Source organism: Streptomyces sp. NBC_00076, assembly GCF_045041235.1.
In the GTDB taxonomy this organism is placed as follows: domain Bacteria; phylum Actinomycetota; class Actinomycetes; order Streptomycetales; family Streptomycetaceae; genus Streptomyces.
This window is the reverse complement of record NZ_CP108242.1, coordinates 937,268-952,515: the sequence shown is the minus strand read 5'-3', so window position 1 is coordinate 952,515 and position 15,248 is coordinate 937,268. Positions and strand designations below refer to the sequence as shown.

13 protein-coding genes and 1 pseudogene are annotated in these 15,248 nt (G+C 69.2%); 8 read left to right on the top strand and 6 right to left on the bottom strand.

Annotated elements, in window-relative coordinates:
* Nucleotides 1-22: 22 nt before the first annotated feature.
* Both OHA64_RS04505 and OHA64_RS04500 read right to left on the bottom strand, forming a co-directional pair.
* Nucleotides 23-1,138 carry a Gfo/Idh/MocA family protein gene (locus OHA64_RS04505; protein ID WP_405608131.1) on the bottom strand — a complete coding sequence of 372 codons (1,116 nt, stop codon included), beginning with the start codon at nucleotides 1,136-1,138 and terminating at the stop codon, nucleotides 23-25.
* On the bottom strand, nucleotides 1,123-1,824 hold the full coding sequence (locus tag OHA64_RS04500) for a ThuA domain-containing protein (protein ID WP_405608128.1): 702 nt from the start codon (nucleotides 1,822-1,824) through the stop codon (nucleotides 1,123-1,125). The genes OHA64_RS04505 and OHA64_RS04500 overlap by 16 nt, the downstream gene beginning before the upstream one ends.
* Before the next feature lie 438 nt (nucleotides 1,825-2,262).
* On the opposite strand from OHA64_RS04500, the gene OHA64_RS04495 reads away from it, so the two are divergent.
* A complete protein-coding gene (locus OHA64_RS04495) occupies nucleotides 2,263-3,240 on the top strand; it encodes an ABC transporter substrate-binding protein (protein ID WP_405608125.1) in 978 nt (325 codons plus the stop codon).
* A 13-nt stretch (nucleotides 3,241-3,253) separates the two neighbouring features.
* On the opposite strand, the gene OHA64_RS04490 is transcribed toward OHA64_RS04495, so the two are convergent.
* A complete protein-coding gene (locus OHA64_RS04490) occupies nucleotides 3,254-4,039 on the bottom strand; it encodes an IclR family transcriptional regulator (RefSeq protein WP_405608122.1) in 786 nt (261 codons plus the stop codon).
* Nucleotides 4,040-4,145: 106 nt separating this feature from the next.
* Here OHA64_RS04490 and OHA64_RS04485 point away from each other — a divergent pair, with 106 nt between their 5' ends.
* The 4 genes from OHA64_RS04485 (at nucleotide 4,146) to OHA64_RS04470 (ending at nucleotide 8,620) form a co-directional block, all read left to right on the top strand.
* Nucleotides 4,146-5,105: a 5-dehydro-4-deoxyglucarate dehydratase gene (locus OHA64_RS04485; protein WP_405608119.1), complete on the top strand. Its 960-nt coding sequence runs from the start codon at nucleotides 4,146-4,148 to the stop codon at nucleotides 5,103-5,105.
* Nucleotides 5,106-5,232: 127 nt separating this feature from the next.
* Nucleotides 5,233-6,570, top strand: a complete 1,338-nt coding sequence (locus OHA64_RS04480; RefSeq protein WP_405608116.1) for a gluconate:H+ symporter — start codon at nucleotides 5,233-5,235, stop codon at nucleotides 6,568-6,570.
* A gap of 41 nt (nucleotides 6,571-6,611) precedes the next feature.
* The gene (locus tag OHA64_RS04475) at nucleotides 6,612-7,940 is read left to right on the top strand and encodes an enolase C-terminal domain-like protein (RefSeq protein WP_405608113.1); all 1,329 of its coding nucleotides are present in this window, start codon (nucleotides 6,612-6,614) and stop codon (nucleotides 7,938-7,940) included.
* 80 nt (nucleotides 7,941-8,020) lie between these two features.
* Nucleotides 8,021-8,620, top strand: a complete 600-nt coding sequence (locus OHA64_RS04470; RefSeq protein ID WP_405608110.1) for a DinB family protein — start codon at nucleotides 8,021-8,023, stop codon at nucleotides 8,618-8,620.
* Nucleotides 8,621-8,709: 89 nt separating this feature from the next.
* Here the strand turns inward: OHA64_RS04470 and OHA64_RS04465 are convergent, their stop codons facing one another.
* On the bottom strand, nucleotides 8,710-9,300 hold the full coding sequence (locus OHA64_RS04465; RefSeq protein WP_405608107.1) for a TetR/AcrR family transcriptional regulator: 591 nt from the start codon (nucleotides 9,298-9,300) through the stop codon (nucleotides 8,710-8,712).
* Nucleotides 9,301-9,456: 156 nt separating this feature from the next.
* On the opposite strand from OHA64_RS04465, the gene OHA64_RS04460 reads away from it, so the two are divergent.
* The gene (locus OHA64_RS04460; RefSeq protein ID WP_405608104.1) at nucleotides 9,457-10,476 is read left to right on the top strand and encodes an aldo/keto reductase; all 1,020 of its coding nucleotides are present in this window, start codon (nucleotides 9,457-9,459) and stop codon (nucleotides 10,474-10,476) included.
* Nucleotides 10,477-10,657: 181 nt separating this feature from the next.
* Here the strand turns inward: OHA64_RS04460 and OHA64_RS04455 are convergent, their stop codons facing one another.
* Entirely contained in the window at nucleotides 10,658-11,098 is a 441-nt protein-coding gene (locus OHA64_RS04455) for a VOC family protein (protein ID WP_405608101.1), read from the bottom strand.
* 100 nt (nucleotides 11,099-11,198) lie between these two features.
* On the opposite strand from OHA64_RS04455, the gene OHA64_RS04450 reads away from it, so the two are divergent.
* The gene (locus tag OHA64_RS04450; protein WP_405608098.1) at nucleotides 11,199-12,812 is read left to right on the top strand and encodes an MFS transporter; all 1,614 of its coding nucleotides are present in this window, start codon (nucleotides 11,199-11,201) and stop codon (nucleotides 12,810-12,812) included.
* An 18-nt stretch (nucleotides 12,813-12,830) separates the two neighbouring features.
* Here OHA64_RS04450 and OHA64_RS04445 read toward each other — a convergent pair.
* Nucleotides 12,831-13,619: pseudogene (locus OHA64_RS04445) on the bottom strand (M20/M25/M40 family metallo-hydrolase); the annotation flags it as partial.
* A 231-nt stretch (nucleotides 13,620-13,850) separates the two neighbouring features.
* Here OHA64_RS04445 and OHA64_RS04440 point away from each other — a divergent pair.
* Nucleotides 13,851-14,711: an alpha/beta fold hydrolase gene (locus OHA64_RS04440; protein ID WP_405608095.1), complete on the top strand. Its 861-nt coding sequence runs from the start codon at nucleotides 13,851-13,853 to the stop codon at nucleotides 14,709-14,711.
* Nucleotides 14,712-15,248 lie beyond the last annotated feature (537 nt).

The following is a 15,248-nucleotide window of genomic DNA, read 5'->3' as shown; positions in this document are numbered from 1 at the left end:
CACGGACGCCGGGGCGCACATGTCAGCCGGAACGCGTCCCGGATGCGTCGGGGCCGAGTGACTGGAGATGTACGGGCCGGGGCCGCTCCGCCGTGCTCGTGACAGGCACTCTCCGGTCACTGGCGGCGGAGTCGAGGACGGATTCCATGATGTCCAGCACGTGGTACCCGAGGACGCCTCCGGCCCGCGGTTCCGCCCCTGGCGGTGTCAACGCCAGGTCGGCGACCCCGTACCCCCTGCCCGCGTCGCGGTACCCGGCGGACACGGGAAGGGTCTCCCATCCCTCGCCGTGCAGACGGCGCCACTGCACCTCGCCGTCGAAGCGGTTCGGGTCGGGGAGCGCGAGACTGCCGGTCTCGCCGTGGACCTCGATGTTCGCCGACCTCGTGGCGACGGCGTCGAAGCTCATGACCAGGGTCGACAGCACACCGGACGCATGCGTGAGGACGCCGGTGACATGGGTGCCGGTGCTGACCGGTATCGCCTCCCCGCTGCGCGGGCCGGACCCGATGATCCTGGTGGACCGGGTGCGGCTGGCGGTCCCGATCACGGACACGACCGGGCCGAGCAAGGTGACCAGGGCGGAGACGTAGTAGGGACCCATGTCCAGGAGCGGGCCGCCGCCGGGCTGGTAGTAGAAGTCGGGGTTCGGGTGCCACAGTTCGTGGCCGGGGACGACCATGGTGGCCGTGGCCGCGACGGGAGCGCCGATCAGACCCCGGTCGATCGCCGCGCGGGCGGTCTGGACGCCGGTTCCCAGGACGGTGTCCGGGGCGCAGCCCACGACGACGTGCGCCTTCTCCGCCGCGTCCAGAACGGTACGCGCCCGCTGGGTGGTGGACGCGAGCGGTTTCTCGCCGTAGACACTCTTCCCGGCCGCGATCGCCTGAAGGGCGATCTCGTCGTGTGCGTCCGGGACGGTCAGGTTGACCACCAGCTCGACGTCGGGGGCGGACAGCAGCTCCGCGACCGTGGCGGCTCTGACTCCGGTCCGGCCGTCGGTGGCCGCGGCGGCACGGTCGGGGGCGAGATCCGCGACGGCCACCAGGTTGACGGCCGCCAGCCGGTCGAAGCTCGCGAGGTACTGGCCGCTGATGACCCCACAGCCGATCACACCGATGTTCAGCGGCTCGCCCACAGCAGTCCTCTTTCGATGACGGTCCGTACGTTGAGGTCCTCCAGGACCGGCAGGTGGTGCCCGGGAGTGGCGACGAACACCCTGCCCTTGCCCCACTGTCTGGTCCAGATGGCCGGGGACACCACGGGCCGGTTCCAGGGGTCCCACTCCCGCACCCGTTGCGTGGTGGTGGCCAGGACGTCGATGTAGTCGTCGCAGAGGACCCAGTACTGCTCGGTGACGAGGTCGAAGTCGTTGATGCCGCGGGTGATGGGATGGTCGGCGGCCGCGGGCAGCATGGTGACGGTGTGGGAGACGTAGTTGTCGGACTGCTCGCCGGTGCGTTCCGACGGCCGTACGCCCGGATGGCAGGCGAACTGGCCGCCGATCAGGTGCAGATAGTCGGAACTGTTGCGGTAGGAGTCGGCGATACCGCCGTGCCATCCCGCGAGGCCGGTACCCGCCTCGACCGCGGCGCACAGACCGCGCAGTTCCGCCTGTTCGATGGTCGACATGGTCACGCACTGCACGATCAGGTCGACGCCGGCCATGAAGGAGGCGTCCGCGTAGACGGCGGGTGACTCCTCGACGCGTACGTCGTAACCGTGGCTCTTCAGATGGGGGATGAACAACTCGGTCGCCTCGACCGGTTGATGGCCTTCCCAGCCGCCGCGGACGACCAGGGCTTGTCGGCGTTGCTCAGTCAAACGTTCTCCGTCGGGGCGCGTTGTCCCTACGTGTTTCCACGTCTGCCAGGTGCTGTCGGGATGCACGGTGGTCGCACAGGGAACCGAGATCCAAAATGACCCTAAGGAGCAGGTCAGGGACCGTCAAGGACGGCGGACCGCCACAAGGCGTCGGGCGGACGGCGAAGACCCGGGGGAGTCCGGACCGGGGACCGGTTCCCCCAGCTCAGCGGCTGCCCGCCACGGTGGCCGGAGCGTGACGGCCCGAAAATGTTTCGCTCCCGGCGGCTCCCCGTACCGACGTCATGTCCGGCCTCGGGCTCTCAGGCCCGGTCGCAAACGCGACTGTCCGGGGTGCTGACACTCTGACAGCAGGTGTGTAGATTGCGGCCGTCAGCAAAATGCACAACCTTATCCGTGCTGCCGCTACGCACCCGTGCTTTCCGCCAGGAGGAGCCCATGCAAAGGCGCGTTCTCGGCCTCGGAGCAGTGCTCGTCACCGTCATCGGCTTGGGCGGGTGCGGGTCGTCGGACTCGGGGGCGAGTGGTTCGTCCCCTTCGAACGGCGACAGGACCACGACGGTCAAAGTCGGCGTCATCCCGATCGTCGACGTGGCCCCGCTCTACCTGGGGCAGCAGAAGGGGTTCTTCGACAGCCGCGGCATCAAGCTGGAGATGGTGAGTGCCCAGGGCGGCGCGGCGATCATTCCCGGAGTGGTGAGCGGGCAGTTCCAGTTCGGGTTCAGCAACACCACGTCGTTGATGGTCGCTCAGGCCAAGGGAGTTCCGGTCAGGTCGGTGGCCAACGGGGCAGCCTCCAACGGCAAGGTCGGCGCCGATGTCACCGGTGTGGTGGTCAAGAAGGACAGTCCGATCAAGACCGCCAAGGACCTGGCCGGACGCACGGTGGCGGTGAACACCCTGCAGAACATCGGGGACACCACGGTGCGCGAGTCGGTGCGCAGAGCCGGCGGCGACCCGGCGAAGGTGAAGTTCGTCGAGATCGCGTTCGACCAGATGCCGGCAGCCGTGGACGGCGGACGCGTGGACGCCGCCTGGATGGGGGAGCCCGCGCAGACGATCGCCAAGGCTCAGGGCGCCCGCGTCGTGGCCTCGCCGTTCGCCGAGACGGACCCGAGGCTCACCGTGGCCACGTACTTCACCTCGACGGGGCTCGCCCAGCAGAACCCCGATCTGGTGCGGAAGTTCACCGAGGCGATGGCCGAGTCCCTGCGTTACGCCTCCGGCCACCCCGACGAGGCACGCCAGGTCCTCACCACCTACACCAAGATCAGCGGCGACGTCCTGAAGCGGCTCACGCTGCCCAGTTGGCCGGCGGATGTCGACATGACCTCGCTGGAGAAGCTGGCCTCCCTCGGTGAGAAGGACGGCCTGTTCGGCGGGAAGAAGCCCGATCTGGACGCCTTGTTCTCGTGATCCCGCCGTGGAGTCAGCGCCAGTCGGGCGCACCGGTGACGGGCGGCAGATCGCTCTCGATCTCCGCTCGTACGTCCCGCATGACGGCCACGATGCGGACCTCGTGCGCCTGGGTGAGCCGGGCCACCGGGACCGAGCAGCTGATGGCGTCGGTGGCCGGCGCGTCGTACCGCAGAGCGAATCCGAAACCCGCGATGCCGGGCACGGTCTCCTCGCGGTCGATGGAGTAACCCCGCTCGCGCACCTTCGCCAGGTCGGCGAGCAGCGCGGCACGACTGGTGTGCGTGTTCTCCGTGAGGGGGGTCAACGGCCCGTTCGGAAAAGGGAGTTCGTCGTCGGAACGTTCCGCGAGCAGTGCCTTGCCGAGGGCGCCGGCATGGGCCGGGACCCGGCGCCCGACGCGGCTGATGGTGCGCAGGTACTCGTGGGACTCGCGGGTGGCGAGGTAGACGACGTCGCAGCCGTCGAGCCGCGCCAGGTGGATCGTCTCGCCCAGCGCGTCCGAGGCCTCGTCGAGGTAGGGGCGGACCGCGCGGATGCGCCGGTCGCCGTCGAGGTAGCTGGTGCCCGTGAGGAGCGCGCGGATGCCGATGCCGTAGAGGGAACCGGTGGCGTCGGAGCGGACCCAGCCGCAGTCGACGAGGGTCTGGAGCAACTGGTACATGCTGCTGCGCGGCACATCGAGGTCCTCGGCGAGCTCGTCCAGGCGTGAGGGCTGTTCGCCCCGCGCGGCGAGCAGTTCCAGCAGTGCGACGGTCCGGGCCGCGGACTTCACGCCGCGAACGCCTCTGCTCTCCATGGCGCCCATCGTAAATCCGGGCCCGCACACCCATTGACCCGTCCCGTTCACCAACCTAACCTCCATCTGCATACGTAGACGTCGTCTGCATAGAGAGACAGGTTTCATGACAGGGATCAGCGCGGGGGTCGACGAGGCCGTCCGACGGCTCCGTGACGGAATGGCGCGTGGGGTGCTGTCCTTCCCGCTCACGAGCTTCCGTGACGACGGCGGCCTCGACCTGGAGTCGTACCGGTCGTACCTGACCGACCGGTTGGCCACCGCGCCCGGCGCGGTGTTCCCCGCCTGCGGGACCGGAGAGTTCTTCTCGCTGGACGAGGACGAGTACCGCGCCGTCGTCGAAACCACGGTCGAGGTCGCCGACGGACGGTTGCCGGTGGTCGCGGGCATCGGGTACGGCTGGGCGCAGGCGCTGCGGTTCGCCCGTATCGCGCAGGACGCCGGCGCGGACGCGGCGCTGCTGCTGCCCCACTACCTGGTCACCGCCCCGCAGGACGGCCTGGTGGAGCAGGTGCGCCGGATCGCCGCCGGAACCCGGCTGCCGCTCATCGCGTACCAGCGCGGTCAGGTCGCCTTCACCGCCGACGGGCTGCGCCGGATCGCGGAGATACCCGGCGTCGTCGGCCTGAAGGACGGCCACAGCGACCTCGACCGGCTCCAGCGCCTCACACTCGCCGCCCCCGAGGACTTCCTGTTCTTCAACGGCGCCGCCACCGCGGAGATCCAGGCCCGCGCCTACGCCACCGTCGGCGTCCCCGCCTACTCGTCAGCCGTCCACGCCTTCGCGCCGGAGATCGCGAACACCTTCTTCGCCGCCCTGCGGGACGGGGACGACGCGGGCGTGACCAGGCTCCTGCGCGAGTTCTACATCCCGCTGGTCGAACTCCGCGACCGAGTGCCCGGATACGCCGTCTCACTGGTCAAAGCCGCCGCCCGGCTGCGCGGTCTCCCGGTCGGCCCGGTGCGCGCCCCGCTCACCGACCCCGGCCCGGACGACCTCGCCGACCTGGAGAAGGTGCTGGACCACGGCCTGAGCCTGGTCGGTGCCGTACGACGACCTGCCTGAGCCCCGGCCGACGGACGCGCAGGCGTCCCTCGTGCCTCCCGGATGACCGCTGTACCCGCCCGATGACCGCACGGCCCGCACGACCGGGCCGGTGCGCCACCCCATCGCAGTTCAAAGGGGAACTGACATGCCTCTCCTCGTAGTCGGGATCAGCGTTCTGATTCTGCTGCTCCTCATGACCAGGCTGAGACTCAACGGGTTCGCGGCCCTGCTGCTCGTGGCGGTCGGCGTCGCGCTGGTCCGTGGCATTCCGGTGGCGGACATCCCGGACGTCCTCTCCGAGGGCATCGGGGACCAGATCGGCGACACCATGCTCACCATCGGGCTGGGCGCCATGGTCGGGCGTGTCATGGGGGACTCCGGCGCCGCACAGCGGATCGCCGGCAAACTCCTCGACGCCTTCGGCCCGCGCTGGGTGCAGGTCGCGATGGTGGTCACGTCCATGCTCATCGGTGTGACCATGTTCTACGAGGTCGCCTTCATCATCATCGTGCCCATAGCGTTCACCCTGGTCAGGGTCACCGGAGCCAAGCTGCTGTGGGTGGGGCTGCCGATGTCCATCGCGCTGTCCACCATGCACAGTTTCCTGCCGCCGCACCCCGGCCCCACCGCCGTCGCCGCGACCTTCCACGCCTCGGTCGGACTGACCCTGTTCTACGGCCTGTTCATAGCCGTCCCGGCCGGCGCGCTCATCGCTCTGGCCTGGCCTCGCCTGCCGTTCATCAGGGCGATGGACCCCTCCATCCCCAAGGGTCTCGTCAGCGAGCGGGAGTTCACCGACGAGGAGATGCCCGGCCTGGGCTGGTCGCTGTTCGTGGCGCTCTTCCCCGTGGTGCTGATCGTGGCCGCCGCGGTGACCGACATGACCACCTCCGGTGACAGTCCGTTCCTGCATGCCGTCGCCTTCATCGGCTCGGCGCCGATCGCGCTGCTGCTGGCCCTGTGCCTGGCGATCTGGGCGTTCGGCCCCCGGATCGGCCGGAGCCTGAGCGACGTCAGCGCCTCCTGCACCTCGGCGGCCCAGGCGATGGCGATGATCCTCCTGGTGATCGGCGCCGGCGGCGCCTTCAAGAACGTCCTCGTCGAAGGCGGGATCTCCGACTACATCAAGGACGCCACCGACAGCTGGTCCATCTCGCCGATCATCCTCGCCTGGCTCATCGCCGTGATCCTGCGCGTGGCGCTCGGCTCGGCGACCGTCGCCGTCGTCACCGCCTCCGGTGTGGTGCTGCCGCTCATCGCGGGCAGCGGCGTCCACCCCGAGACGATGGTGCTGGCCGTCGCCTGCGGTTCGATCGCCTGCTCACACGTCAACGACCCCGGGTTCTGGCTGTTCAAGGAGTACTTCAACCTCTCCGTCATCGAAGCGATCAAGGTCCGCACCAGCTACACGACCGTGCTCGCCATCCTCGGGCTCGGCGGCGTCCTGACGGCCGAGTGGGTCCTCGACGTCCTCAGCCTCTGACCACGGCCCCTCCACCCTCGTACGCAAGGACTTCTTTGAGCATGAGTCAGCCGACCGTCACCACGTTCTCCGTCTATCCCGTCGCCGGCCGGGACAGCATGGAGCTGAACCTCTCCGGCGCCCACGGTCCCTACTTCACCCGCAACGTCGTCGTGCTCACCGACTCCGAGGGGCGCACGGGGCTGGGGGAGGTGCCGGGCGGGGAGAAGATCACGCGGACACTGCGCGACGCCGAGTCCCTTGTCGTCGGTGCGAAGGTGGGCGACTACAAGCGGGTCCTGCGCGAGATCGGGGACCACTTCGCCGACCGTGACTCCGGCGGACGCGGGGCTCAGACCTTCGACCTGCGCACCACCGTCCACGCGGTCACGGCCGTCGAGTCGGCGCTGCTCGACCTCCTCGGACAGCACCTCGACGTGCCGGTCGCCGCGCTACTGGGCGACGGACAACAGCGCTCGTCCGTACGGGTGTTGGGCTACCTCTTCTATGTCGGCGACCCCGACCGCACCGATCTGGAGTACGTCCGCGAACCCGACTCGGACGTCGACTGGTACCGCGTGCGGCACGAGGAAGCCCTGTCGGCGCAGGCCATCGTCCGACAGGCGGAGGCGGCCCATCAGCTCTACGGCTTCCGCGACTTCAAGCTCAAGGGCGGTGTCCTGGAGGGCGCCGAGGAGGTCAAGGCCGTACGGGCCCTCAAGGACCGTTTCCCCGAGGCACGGATCACCCTCGACCCGAACGGGGCGTGGTCGCTGCGCGAGGCGATCGAGCTCTGCCGGCCCCTGACCGGGACGCTCGCGTACGCGGAGGACCCCTGCGGAGCTGAGGACGGCTACTCGGGACGGGAGATCCTGGCCGAGTTCCGACGCGCCACCGGCCTGCCCACGGCGACCAACATGATCGCCACTGACTGGCGGCAGATGACGCACGCCCTGGCTCTGCAGTCGGTCTCCATTCCGCTGGCGGACCCCCATTTCTGGACCATGCAGGGTTCCGTACGCGTGGCGCAGTTGTGCAACGCGATGGGCCTCACCTGGGGTTGTCACTCCAACAACCACTTCGACATCTCCCTGGCGATGGTCACTCACTGCGGAGCCGCGGCCCCGGGCGAGTACAACGCCCTGGACACGCACTGGATCTGGCAGGAAGGCCTGGAACGGCTAACCACCGCCCCGCCGCGCATCGTCGGCGGCGAGATCGCGGTACCGGAAGCCCCCGGCCTGGGCATCCAGCTCGACATGGACCGGCTCCTTGCGGCCCATGCCCTCTACCAGGAGAAGGCACTGGGGGCGCGTGACGATGCCGCGGGGATGCAATACCTCGTCCCTGGTTGGGAGTTCAGCAGCAAACGCCCCTGTCTCGTGCGATAGCCAGGAGCCCGTGGGCGGGTGCGGGTGAGGTCGTGCACGGCCTCACCCGGATGTCAGTGCCGGATGCGAGACTGCCCGGCATGATCGAATCCAATGCGAAGGCGGACCTTCTCCGCTACCTGCGAGATGCCCGGGAAGCCCTGGTGTGGAAGCTCGAAGGGCTCTCGGAATACGACATCCGCCGCCCTCTGACGCCCACCGGTACCAACCTCCTGGGGCTGGTCAAACATGCCGCGGGCGTGGAGCTGGGGTACTTCGGCGACACGTTCGGACGGCCGTTCTTCACCGAGGAGCCACCGCCCTGGTGGTACACGGAGGACGCCGAACCCAACGCGGACATGTGGGCCACGGCCGACGAGTCACGCGAGGACATCGTCGGGCTGTACCACCAGGCGTGGGAGCACTCGGACAGCACGTTCGCGACGCTGCCGCTCGACGCGGTCGGTCATGTTCCGTGGTGGCCGGAGGAGCGACGAGCGACGACACTCCACCATCTCCTGGTACGCGTGCTCGCCGACACCAACCGCCACGCAGGCCACGCGGACATCGTGCGAGAGCTCATCGACGGGGCCGTCGGCTGGGTGAAGGGCAAGGACAACATCCCGGCGGGTGACCATGCGTCGTGGCAGGCCCACCGCAGCCGCCTGGAGGACGCGGCGCGGGAGGTCGGCAACGGCTGATCACGCGCGGTCCGGTCGAGGGACTCCGGGCCCACTCCGGGGAATGCGTGCTGAGAGACCTGCCCCTGCGCGGCAGACTGGCCGATGGGTCAGTGCGGTCGGCGCAGTCCCGCGATGAGGAGCTCGACCAGTCGACGTGCGTCGTAGCGTGGATCGTTGTCGGCGCCGATGCAGAGGTTGCCGACGCCGCGCATGAGTTCGTAGGCCTCCAGGTCGGAGCGGATCTCGCCGGAAGCGGCCGCGGCGTCGAGCAGCTGGGCGCACACGGGCACGAGGCGGTCGAGGAAGTAGGCGTGCAGCGTGTCGAAGCCGGCGTTGTCGGACTGCAGCACGGCGGCGAGTCCGTGCTTGGTGACCAGGAAGTCGACGAAGCGGTTGATCCACTGCCCCAGTGCGGCGTGAGGGGTCGCGCTGGTCGCCAGCAGGGCCGGCCCGGCCTCGGCGCAGGCGTCGACCTGGTGCCGGTAGACGGCGATGATGAGATCCGCGCGCGTCGGGAAGTGGCGGTAGATCGTGCCCAGCCCGACACCTGCCTCGGCCGCGATGTCCCGTACCGGCGCTTCCACGCCTGAGGTGACGAAGACCGCGGCGGCCGCGTCGAGCAGAGTCTCCTTGTTGCGCCGGGCGTCCGCCCGCTTGGACTGGGCTGCTCGCCCCGCGTTCTCGTCGCTGCCGTTCACCGTGCCGTTCCCTCCACTGTCGAGCTTGCCAAAGCGGAACTGTGTTCCGTATCGTTACCGGAACGAGGTTCCGCTTGCTCATGATGTCAGAGCAGGGGCCCCGCAACCAAGCCATGCGTTGTCACCACGTTTCATTCGCAGTGGAGGAACACAGTCATGCAGTACCGCACCTTGGGCCGCACCGGTGTGCAGGTCAGCTCGCTCGCGCTCGGCGCGATGAATTTCGGCGCGATCGGGCGCACCACCCAGGACGAGGCCACCGCCATCGTCGATGCCGCTCTCGAGGGCGGCATCAACCTCATCGACACCGCCGACATGTACAGCAACGGCGAGTCGGAGGAGATGGTCGGCAAAGCCATCGCCGGCCGCCGTGACGACATCGTGCTGGCCACGAAGGCGAGCATGCCGATGGGCGACGAGCGTAACCACCAGGGCGGTTCACGCCGCTGGCTGGTCACCGAGCTGGACAACAGCCTGCGCCGCCTCGGTGTCGATCACGTCGACCTCTACCAGATCCACCGATGGGACCCGCGCACCAGCGACGAGGAGACCCTGTCGGCTCTGACCGACCTGCAGCGCGCGGGGAAGATCCGCTACTTCGGCTCCTCGACCTTCCCGGCGTACCGCCTCGTGCAGGCGCAGTGGGCCGCCCGCGACAACCGCCTGAGCCGTTACGTCACCGAACAGCCCAGCTATTCGATCCTGCAGCGCGGGATCGAGACCGATGTGCTGCCCGTGACCGAGGAGTACGGGCTCGGTGTGCTGGTGTGGAGCCCGCTGGCCTCGGGCTGGCTCTCCGGCGCGATCCGCGAGGGCCGGGACATCACCACCAGCCGCTCCACGTTCATGCCGCAACTTTTCGACACCGCCATCCCCGCCAACCGGGCCAGGCTCGACGCGGTCGAGCGGCTGGCCAAGGTCGCCGACGAGGCCGGCCTCACGATGATCCAGCTCGCGCTCGGATTCGTGACCGCGCACCCCGCCGTGACCTGCGCGCTCATCGGCCCCCGCACGCTGGACCACCTGGACTCGCAACTCGCCGCCGCGGACACCGTGCTCTCCGCCGACGTACTCGACGCGATCGACGCGATCGTCGCCCCCGGCACCGACCTCGCCGCGCACGAGAAGCACGACACCCCGCCCGCGCTGCTCGACCCGGCACTGCGGCGCCGCTGATCGTCCGGCGGTGGGCCCCGGCATCGTCTCCGGCTACTCCTGAGTCGGGAGTCGGGCAGCTCCCGAGTTCGCCGGAATCACATACCTGCCTGCCCGGCGAGAAGGTGTGCTTCCGGCGTCCCGCCGAGGGGGGGGGACGGTGTTTCCGGCGTCCCGCTGCCCGGCCTGGTCATCACGGTCATCACGCAGGCGCGGCCGCCGCCACCGGTTCGCCGATGCCCAGCAGGTTTCCCTCGCTGTCGCGGAACCAGGCGGCGCGCTCACCCCGTGCGCCCTTGCTCGGGTAGTTTCCGTCGATCTCGGCGATCCCGTCCTCCGTCCGGAATCCGGGAAGGTCGACCTCTTCGAACACCACACCGCGCCGCTTGAGTTCCGCGACGATCGTCTCGATGTCATCGACCTCCCACCCCATCTGGGTGAAGGCGCCGGTCGAGGACCCCGTCGACTCGAACAGGGCGAAATCCGTCCCTCCGCACCGGTACAGCAGGCCACCGGGTCGTTCGTCGACGGGCTCCAGGCCGAGCTGCTCGTAGTAGAAACGCCGTGCCCGGTCCAGGTTCTGGGCGGGCAGCCTGGTCGCCACGCGTCCCCGAGCCAGCAGGTTCCTGTCGTCTGCGTTCATGCGTCCACTGTGCCGCGAGTCGAGACAGGAGGCAGGCCGGACGGGCAACGACGGCCTGCTGTCGCGTGCGCACCATCCGAGGCGGGGGGAGAATCCGCGTATGGCAGACATAAAGGGACGTTCTGGTTCTGAGGCGGTCGTTCCCGGTCCTGCGCCGCCCAACGAGACCTTGGCTCTCGCGGCGACGCTGTTCGCCGTGTCGATGACGTTCATCGACCAGACGATCGTCGCCATCGCCGCTCCCAGCATCGTGGACGAGCTCGGCCTCTCCGCGTCGGGGATGCAGTGGGTGATCAACGCCTATCTGCTCGCCCTGGCCGCGTTCTTCGCGCTCGGCGGCCGGCTCGCCGACATCCTCGGGCACCGCCGGATGATGGTGATCGGCACCCTGCTCTTCGTCGTCTCCTCGGTGCTGTGCGGCTGCGTCCCCGACGACAGCTTCGCCCAGAGCTGGCTGATCGTCTTCCGCGCCACCCAGGGACTGGGCGCCGCCCTGATGTTCCCCGCCGCGCTCGCCGTCGTCGTCGCCGTCTTCCCGGTGGACAGACGCGGCCGGGCCCTCGCCCTGTTCTTCGGCCTGTCCGGCGCCCTCACCGCGATCGGTCCGCTCCTCGGCGGCTGGCTCACCGACTGGACCTGGCGCTCGATCTTCTGGGTCAACGTGCCCGTCGCGGTCATCGCCCTGGTCCTGACCGCGCTCGCCCACATCCCCCACCAGGTCCGCCGTGAACGGCTCGACGTGCCCGGCGCCGTCCTCGTCGCCGCCGGCATGGGGCTGAGCGTGCTGGGCCTGCAACAGGCCTCCGCCTGGGGCTGGAGCAGCTTCGCCACCTGGGCCTGCATCATCGGCGGACTCGCGGTGCTGGTGGCGTTCTGCGCGTACGAACTGCGCGTCGAGGAACCGCTCATCAGGCTCCAGGTCTTCCGAGACAGGGCGTTCAGCGTCGATTCGGCCGTCCTGTTCTTCGCGATGCTCGCCTTCGTCCCGGTGTTCTTCTTCGCCTCCGTCTACGCCCAGGTCTCCCTCAGCGCCTCCCCGAACCAGGCCGCGCTGTATCTCCTGTACTTCTTCATCGGCTTCGGTATCGCCTCCCAGTGGGGCGGGCGAATCCTCGACAAGCGTGGCGCGCGTCCCGCGATGAAACTGGGTACGGCGCTCGGCGCGGTCGGGTTCGCGTTGTGGGCCGGCAAGCTGACGGACCTTTCGATGCACGACCAGTGGCTCTACGCAGCCCTCGCCGGCGCCGGTATCGGCCTCCTGCTCGCGCCCGCCTCGACGGACGCCGTGAACCGGTCCCTCAACGCCTCGTACGGCGAGGTCACGGGCATCACCCAGACCGTGCGCAACTACGCGGCTGCCGTGGGCCTCGCGGTGTTCGGCACGGTCCTGACGCATGTCACCACCAACAAGGTCGTCGAGACACTCCAGGCCAGGGGAGTGCCCCAAGGCCCGGCGAGAGCAGCCGCCCGTGACATCTCCGAGGCGGTGACCGGCAACCCTGACGCCAAGACGCCGACCGGGGAGGGGCCCGTCGCCACGGTGATGCGTGACTCGATGAACGCCATCCGGATGGACTTCGCCGAGGCCAACCAGTGGGTGTTCTACGGCATGGCCATCGCACTCGGCATCGGGTTCGTGTGCGCGCTGATGCACCCCGGGACGCGGGTCACGGACGAGGCGCGGACTCCCCAGAGGGTGCCGGCGGACCGTTGACGGCGTACACCGGCCGAGCTACTGGGTCCGCCTCGCAGACCCTGCGTCCCCGTGGGTGCGCTCGGCGATCCAGCCCGCCATCGCCCGCACACCGACGCCGATGGCGCGCTCATCAGGGGAGAAGTCGGGGTAATGCGGATAACTCGTGGTGATGGGGCTGCCAGGGGCTTGGACACCGAGGAAGGTGTACGTACCGGGGAGCCGCTCCAGGAAGAGGGCGAAGTCCTCGCCGCTGAAGGGCGGGAAGGCGGCACAGAGCTCGGTGACCGTGTCCTGGCCGACGGTGCGGCGCAGGTGGTGGGCGAGCAGGCGGCCGTCGCGTTCTGGGCAGACCAAGGCCGGGAACGGCTCAGCGGGGAAGCGCACCCCGGCCCCCGCATAGGGCTTGGCCAGTCGACGAATGTTTTCCCGCACCTCCACGTACCGCTCCTGCGGCCAGCAGCGATAGGACACACTCACCTTCGCCTCCTGCGCTGTTGCCCGCAAGGCTACGAACCGGGCCAGCGGCCCGTCGGGCGTCTGGGATTCAGCGATGATCCGCTCCAGGTCCGCCGGGGTCTGTGGCAGAGCCACGGTTGCGAGCGCGCCGACATCGACGGCCAGGCGCCGCGCTGCATCGAGTGCGTCCGGCCCGGAGAGGGTCACGTCCGCCTTGTCCTGGCCAGGCATCCCGTAGCCAGGAGTCACGGCGAACTGGCCGACGGGGAACGGTCCGCAGTGCAGCGCATGGATCTCCTCGACGTGCTCACGCTCCAGCACACCTGAGTCGATCAGAGCGCGGGCCCCGGACAGCGCCTCCTCGGCAGGCCCATCCGGCGAGCCACCTCTTGGCGGTGGGGACACCCCCACCGTGGGAGAACATCACCGCGTCGAGTTGATGCTCCTCCGGTCTCGGTCCCTGAACGTTCGGACAGGGTCAGGTCCAGGATGAGCAGCGTTCCGATGGACCGAACAAGGGCTCAGAAACACGTACTTGGCATGTCCTTCAGCCCTTGGCGGAGCCTCAGTGACACGGGTAGGTTCTTCGCGGTGACTTTCATGGAGACGCAGGGCCTCGTGTCGACGACCGACGAGGCGCAGTTGCGCTGGATGGCGCTGGGGGACACGACTCGGAAGCCGGCCGTGATCCTGCTCCATGGCGGTCCGGGTCTGCCGGACTATCTGGGCGAGGTCGCCCCCATGATCGCGGACCTCGCGCCTGTCTACCGGTACGACCAGCGCGGCACGGGTCGATCCCCTTGGCGGGGCCCCCACTCCCTCGCCCGGCATGTCGACGATCTGGCCGAACTGCTCGACGCATGGGAGGTGTCCAAGGCCGTGCTGATCGGGCATTCCTACGGCACCGATTTGGCGAGCCGGTTCTGTCTGAGGCACCCTGACCGGATTGCCGCGATGCTGCTGATGTGCGGGCCGTTCGTAGGCGATTGGCGTACCGAATACCGCGTGGAGCGAGGCCGCCGCATGTCCGCGGTGCAGCAGGAGCGGCTCCGCGCATTGGAGGAGCTGCCGCACCGCACCGAGGATCAGGAAGTCGAGCTGCTCACGCTGGCCTGGTCCACCGACCACGCCGATCCCGAACGCGGGTCGCACTGGGCGGCCCAGGGCGCCCGGCGGCGTCGCCCCGTCAACTGGTCCATGAACGGCGAACTTGGCAGGGAAGGACGCGCGGATCCGCTCGATGAGCACCTTGCCGATCTACGCGCGCGCCTGCCCCCGCGGGCGGAGCTCCTCGGTGGGGCCGACGATCCCCGTCCTGTGTCGGCGCTTGAATCACTCGCGCTCCGGCTCGCTCTTCCGCTGACCCGGATCGAGGGCGCAGGACACGAGCCCTGGTTGGAGCGGCCCGACGTCGTGCGTACGCACCTTCGGCGCTTCGTGCAAGGCGCCATGGGTGTATAGGACTTCGACGGGTTCGCCGGCCGGCCTCATCCTCCGCTGTCGGCACGGGGCATCCGATTATCCATTGTGCCCAGCTGAGCCAACTGGCAGTTCGGCGGGCGGCCGTCATGACCGAGGACGTCCGACCGACGTTCCTCCGCAGCCCTTCGAACGGCTCAGCATCCTGGTGTTTCCGCCCGCCCGGAGGGCGGCGAAGACGGCGCGGGGGGGGGCCCGCCGTTGGACGTGCGGGTGAACCGATCGACGCGGCGACCACCGCCCCCAGCTGCGCCGGCGGCTGGACGGGACGGTCGGGATCCGCGTGACCTTGTGAAGCGCGGGGCCCGGACAGACCGGACCCCGCACAAGAGGGTGCTCACGATCCCTCGTACATCGTGCTTACGGCTTGTCGAGCACGTCCCCGTCAGCACCGGCCTGTCGGGCAGCGGCTCGGCCTTTCTGTCGGTCAGCGCGAGGCGCATCGACTCGGTCGGCTCGGCCACCTGGTCCCGCACGGTCGGCACGACGAAGTCCACGCTGCTGCTGCCGGGCGGGATG

Excerpts from the sequence above, each read along its gene's own strand:
- OHA64_RS04495 (WP_405608125.1), top strand. The coding sequence starts at position 2,263 with ATGCAAAGGCGCGTTCTCGGCCTCGGAGCAGTGCTCGTCACCGTCATC.
- OHA64_RS04490 (WP_405608122.1), bottom strand. The coding sequence starts at position 4,039 with ATGGAGAGCAGAGGCGTTCGCGGCGTGAAGTCCGCGGCCCGGACCGTC.
- OHA64_RS04485 (WP_405608119.1), top strand. The coding sequence starts at position 4,146 with ATGACAGGGATCAGCGCGGGGGTCGACGAGGCCGTCCGACGGCTCCGT.
- OHA64_RS04480 (WP_405608116.1), top strand. The coding sequence starts at position 5,233 with ATGCCTCTCCTCGTAGTCGGGATCAGCGTTCTGATTCTGCTGCTCCTC.
- OHA64_RS04475 (WP_405608113.1), top strand. The coding sequence starts at position 6,612 with ATGAGTCAGCCGACCGTCACCACGTTCTCCGTCTATCCCGTCGCCGGC.
- OHA64_RS04470 (WP_405608110.1), top strand. The coding sequence starts at position 8,021 with ATGATCGAATCCAATGCGAAGGCGGACCTTCTCCGCTACCTGCGAGAT.
- OHA64_RS04460 (WP_405608104.1), top strand. The coding sequence starts at position 9,457 with ATGCAGTACCGCACCTTGGGCCGCACCGGTGTGCAGGTCAGCTCGCTC.
- OHA64_RS04455 (WP_405608101.1), bottom strand. The coding sequence starts at position 11,098 with ATGAACGCAGACGACAGGAACCTGCTGGCTCGGGGACGCGTGGCGACC.
- OHA64_RS04450 (WP_405608098.1), top strand. The coding sequence starts at position 11,199 with ATGGCAGACATAAAGGGACGTTCTGGTTCTGAGGCGGTCGTTCCCGGT.
- OHA64_RS04440 (WP_405608095.1), top strand. The coding sequence starts at position 13,851 with ATGGAGACGCAGGGCCTCGTGTCGACGACCGACGAGGCGCAGTTGCGC.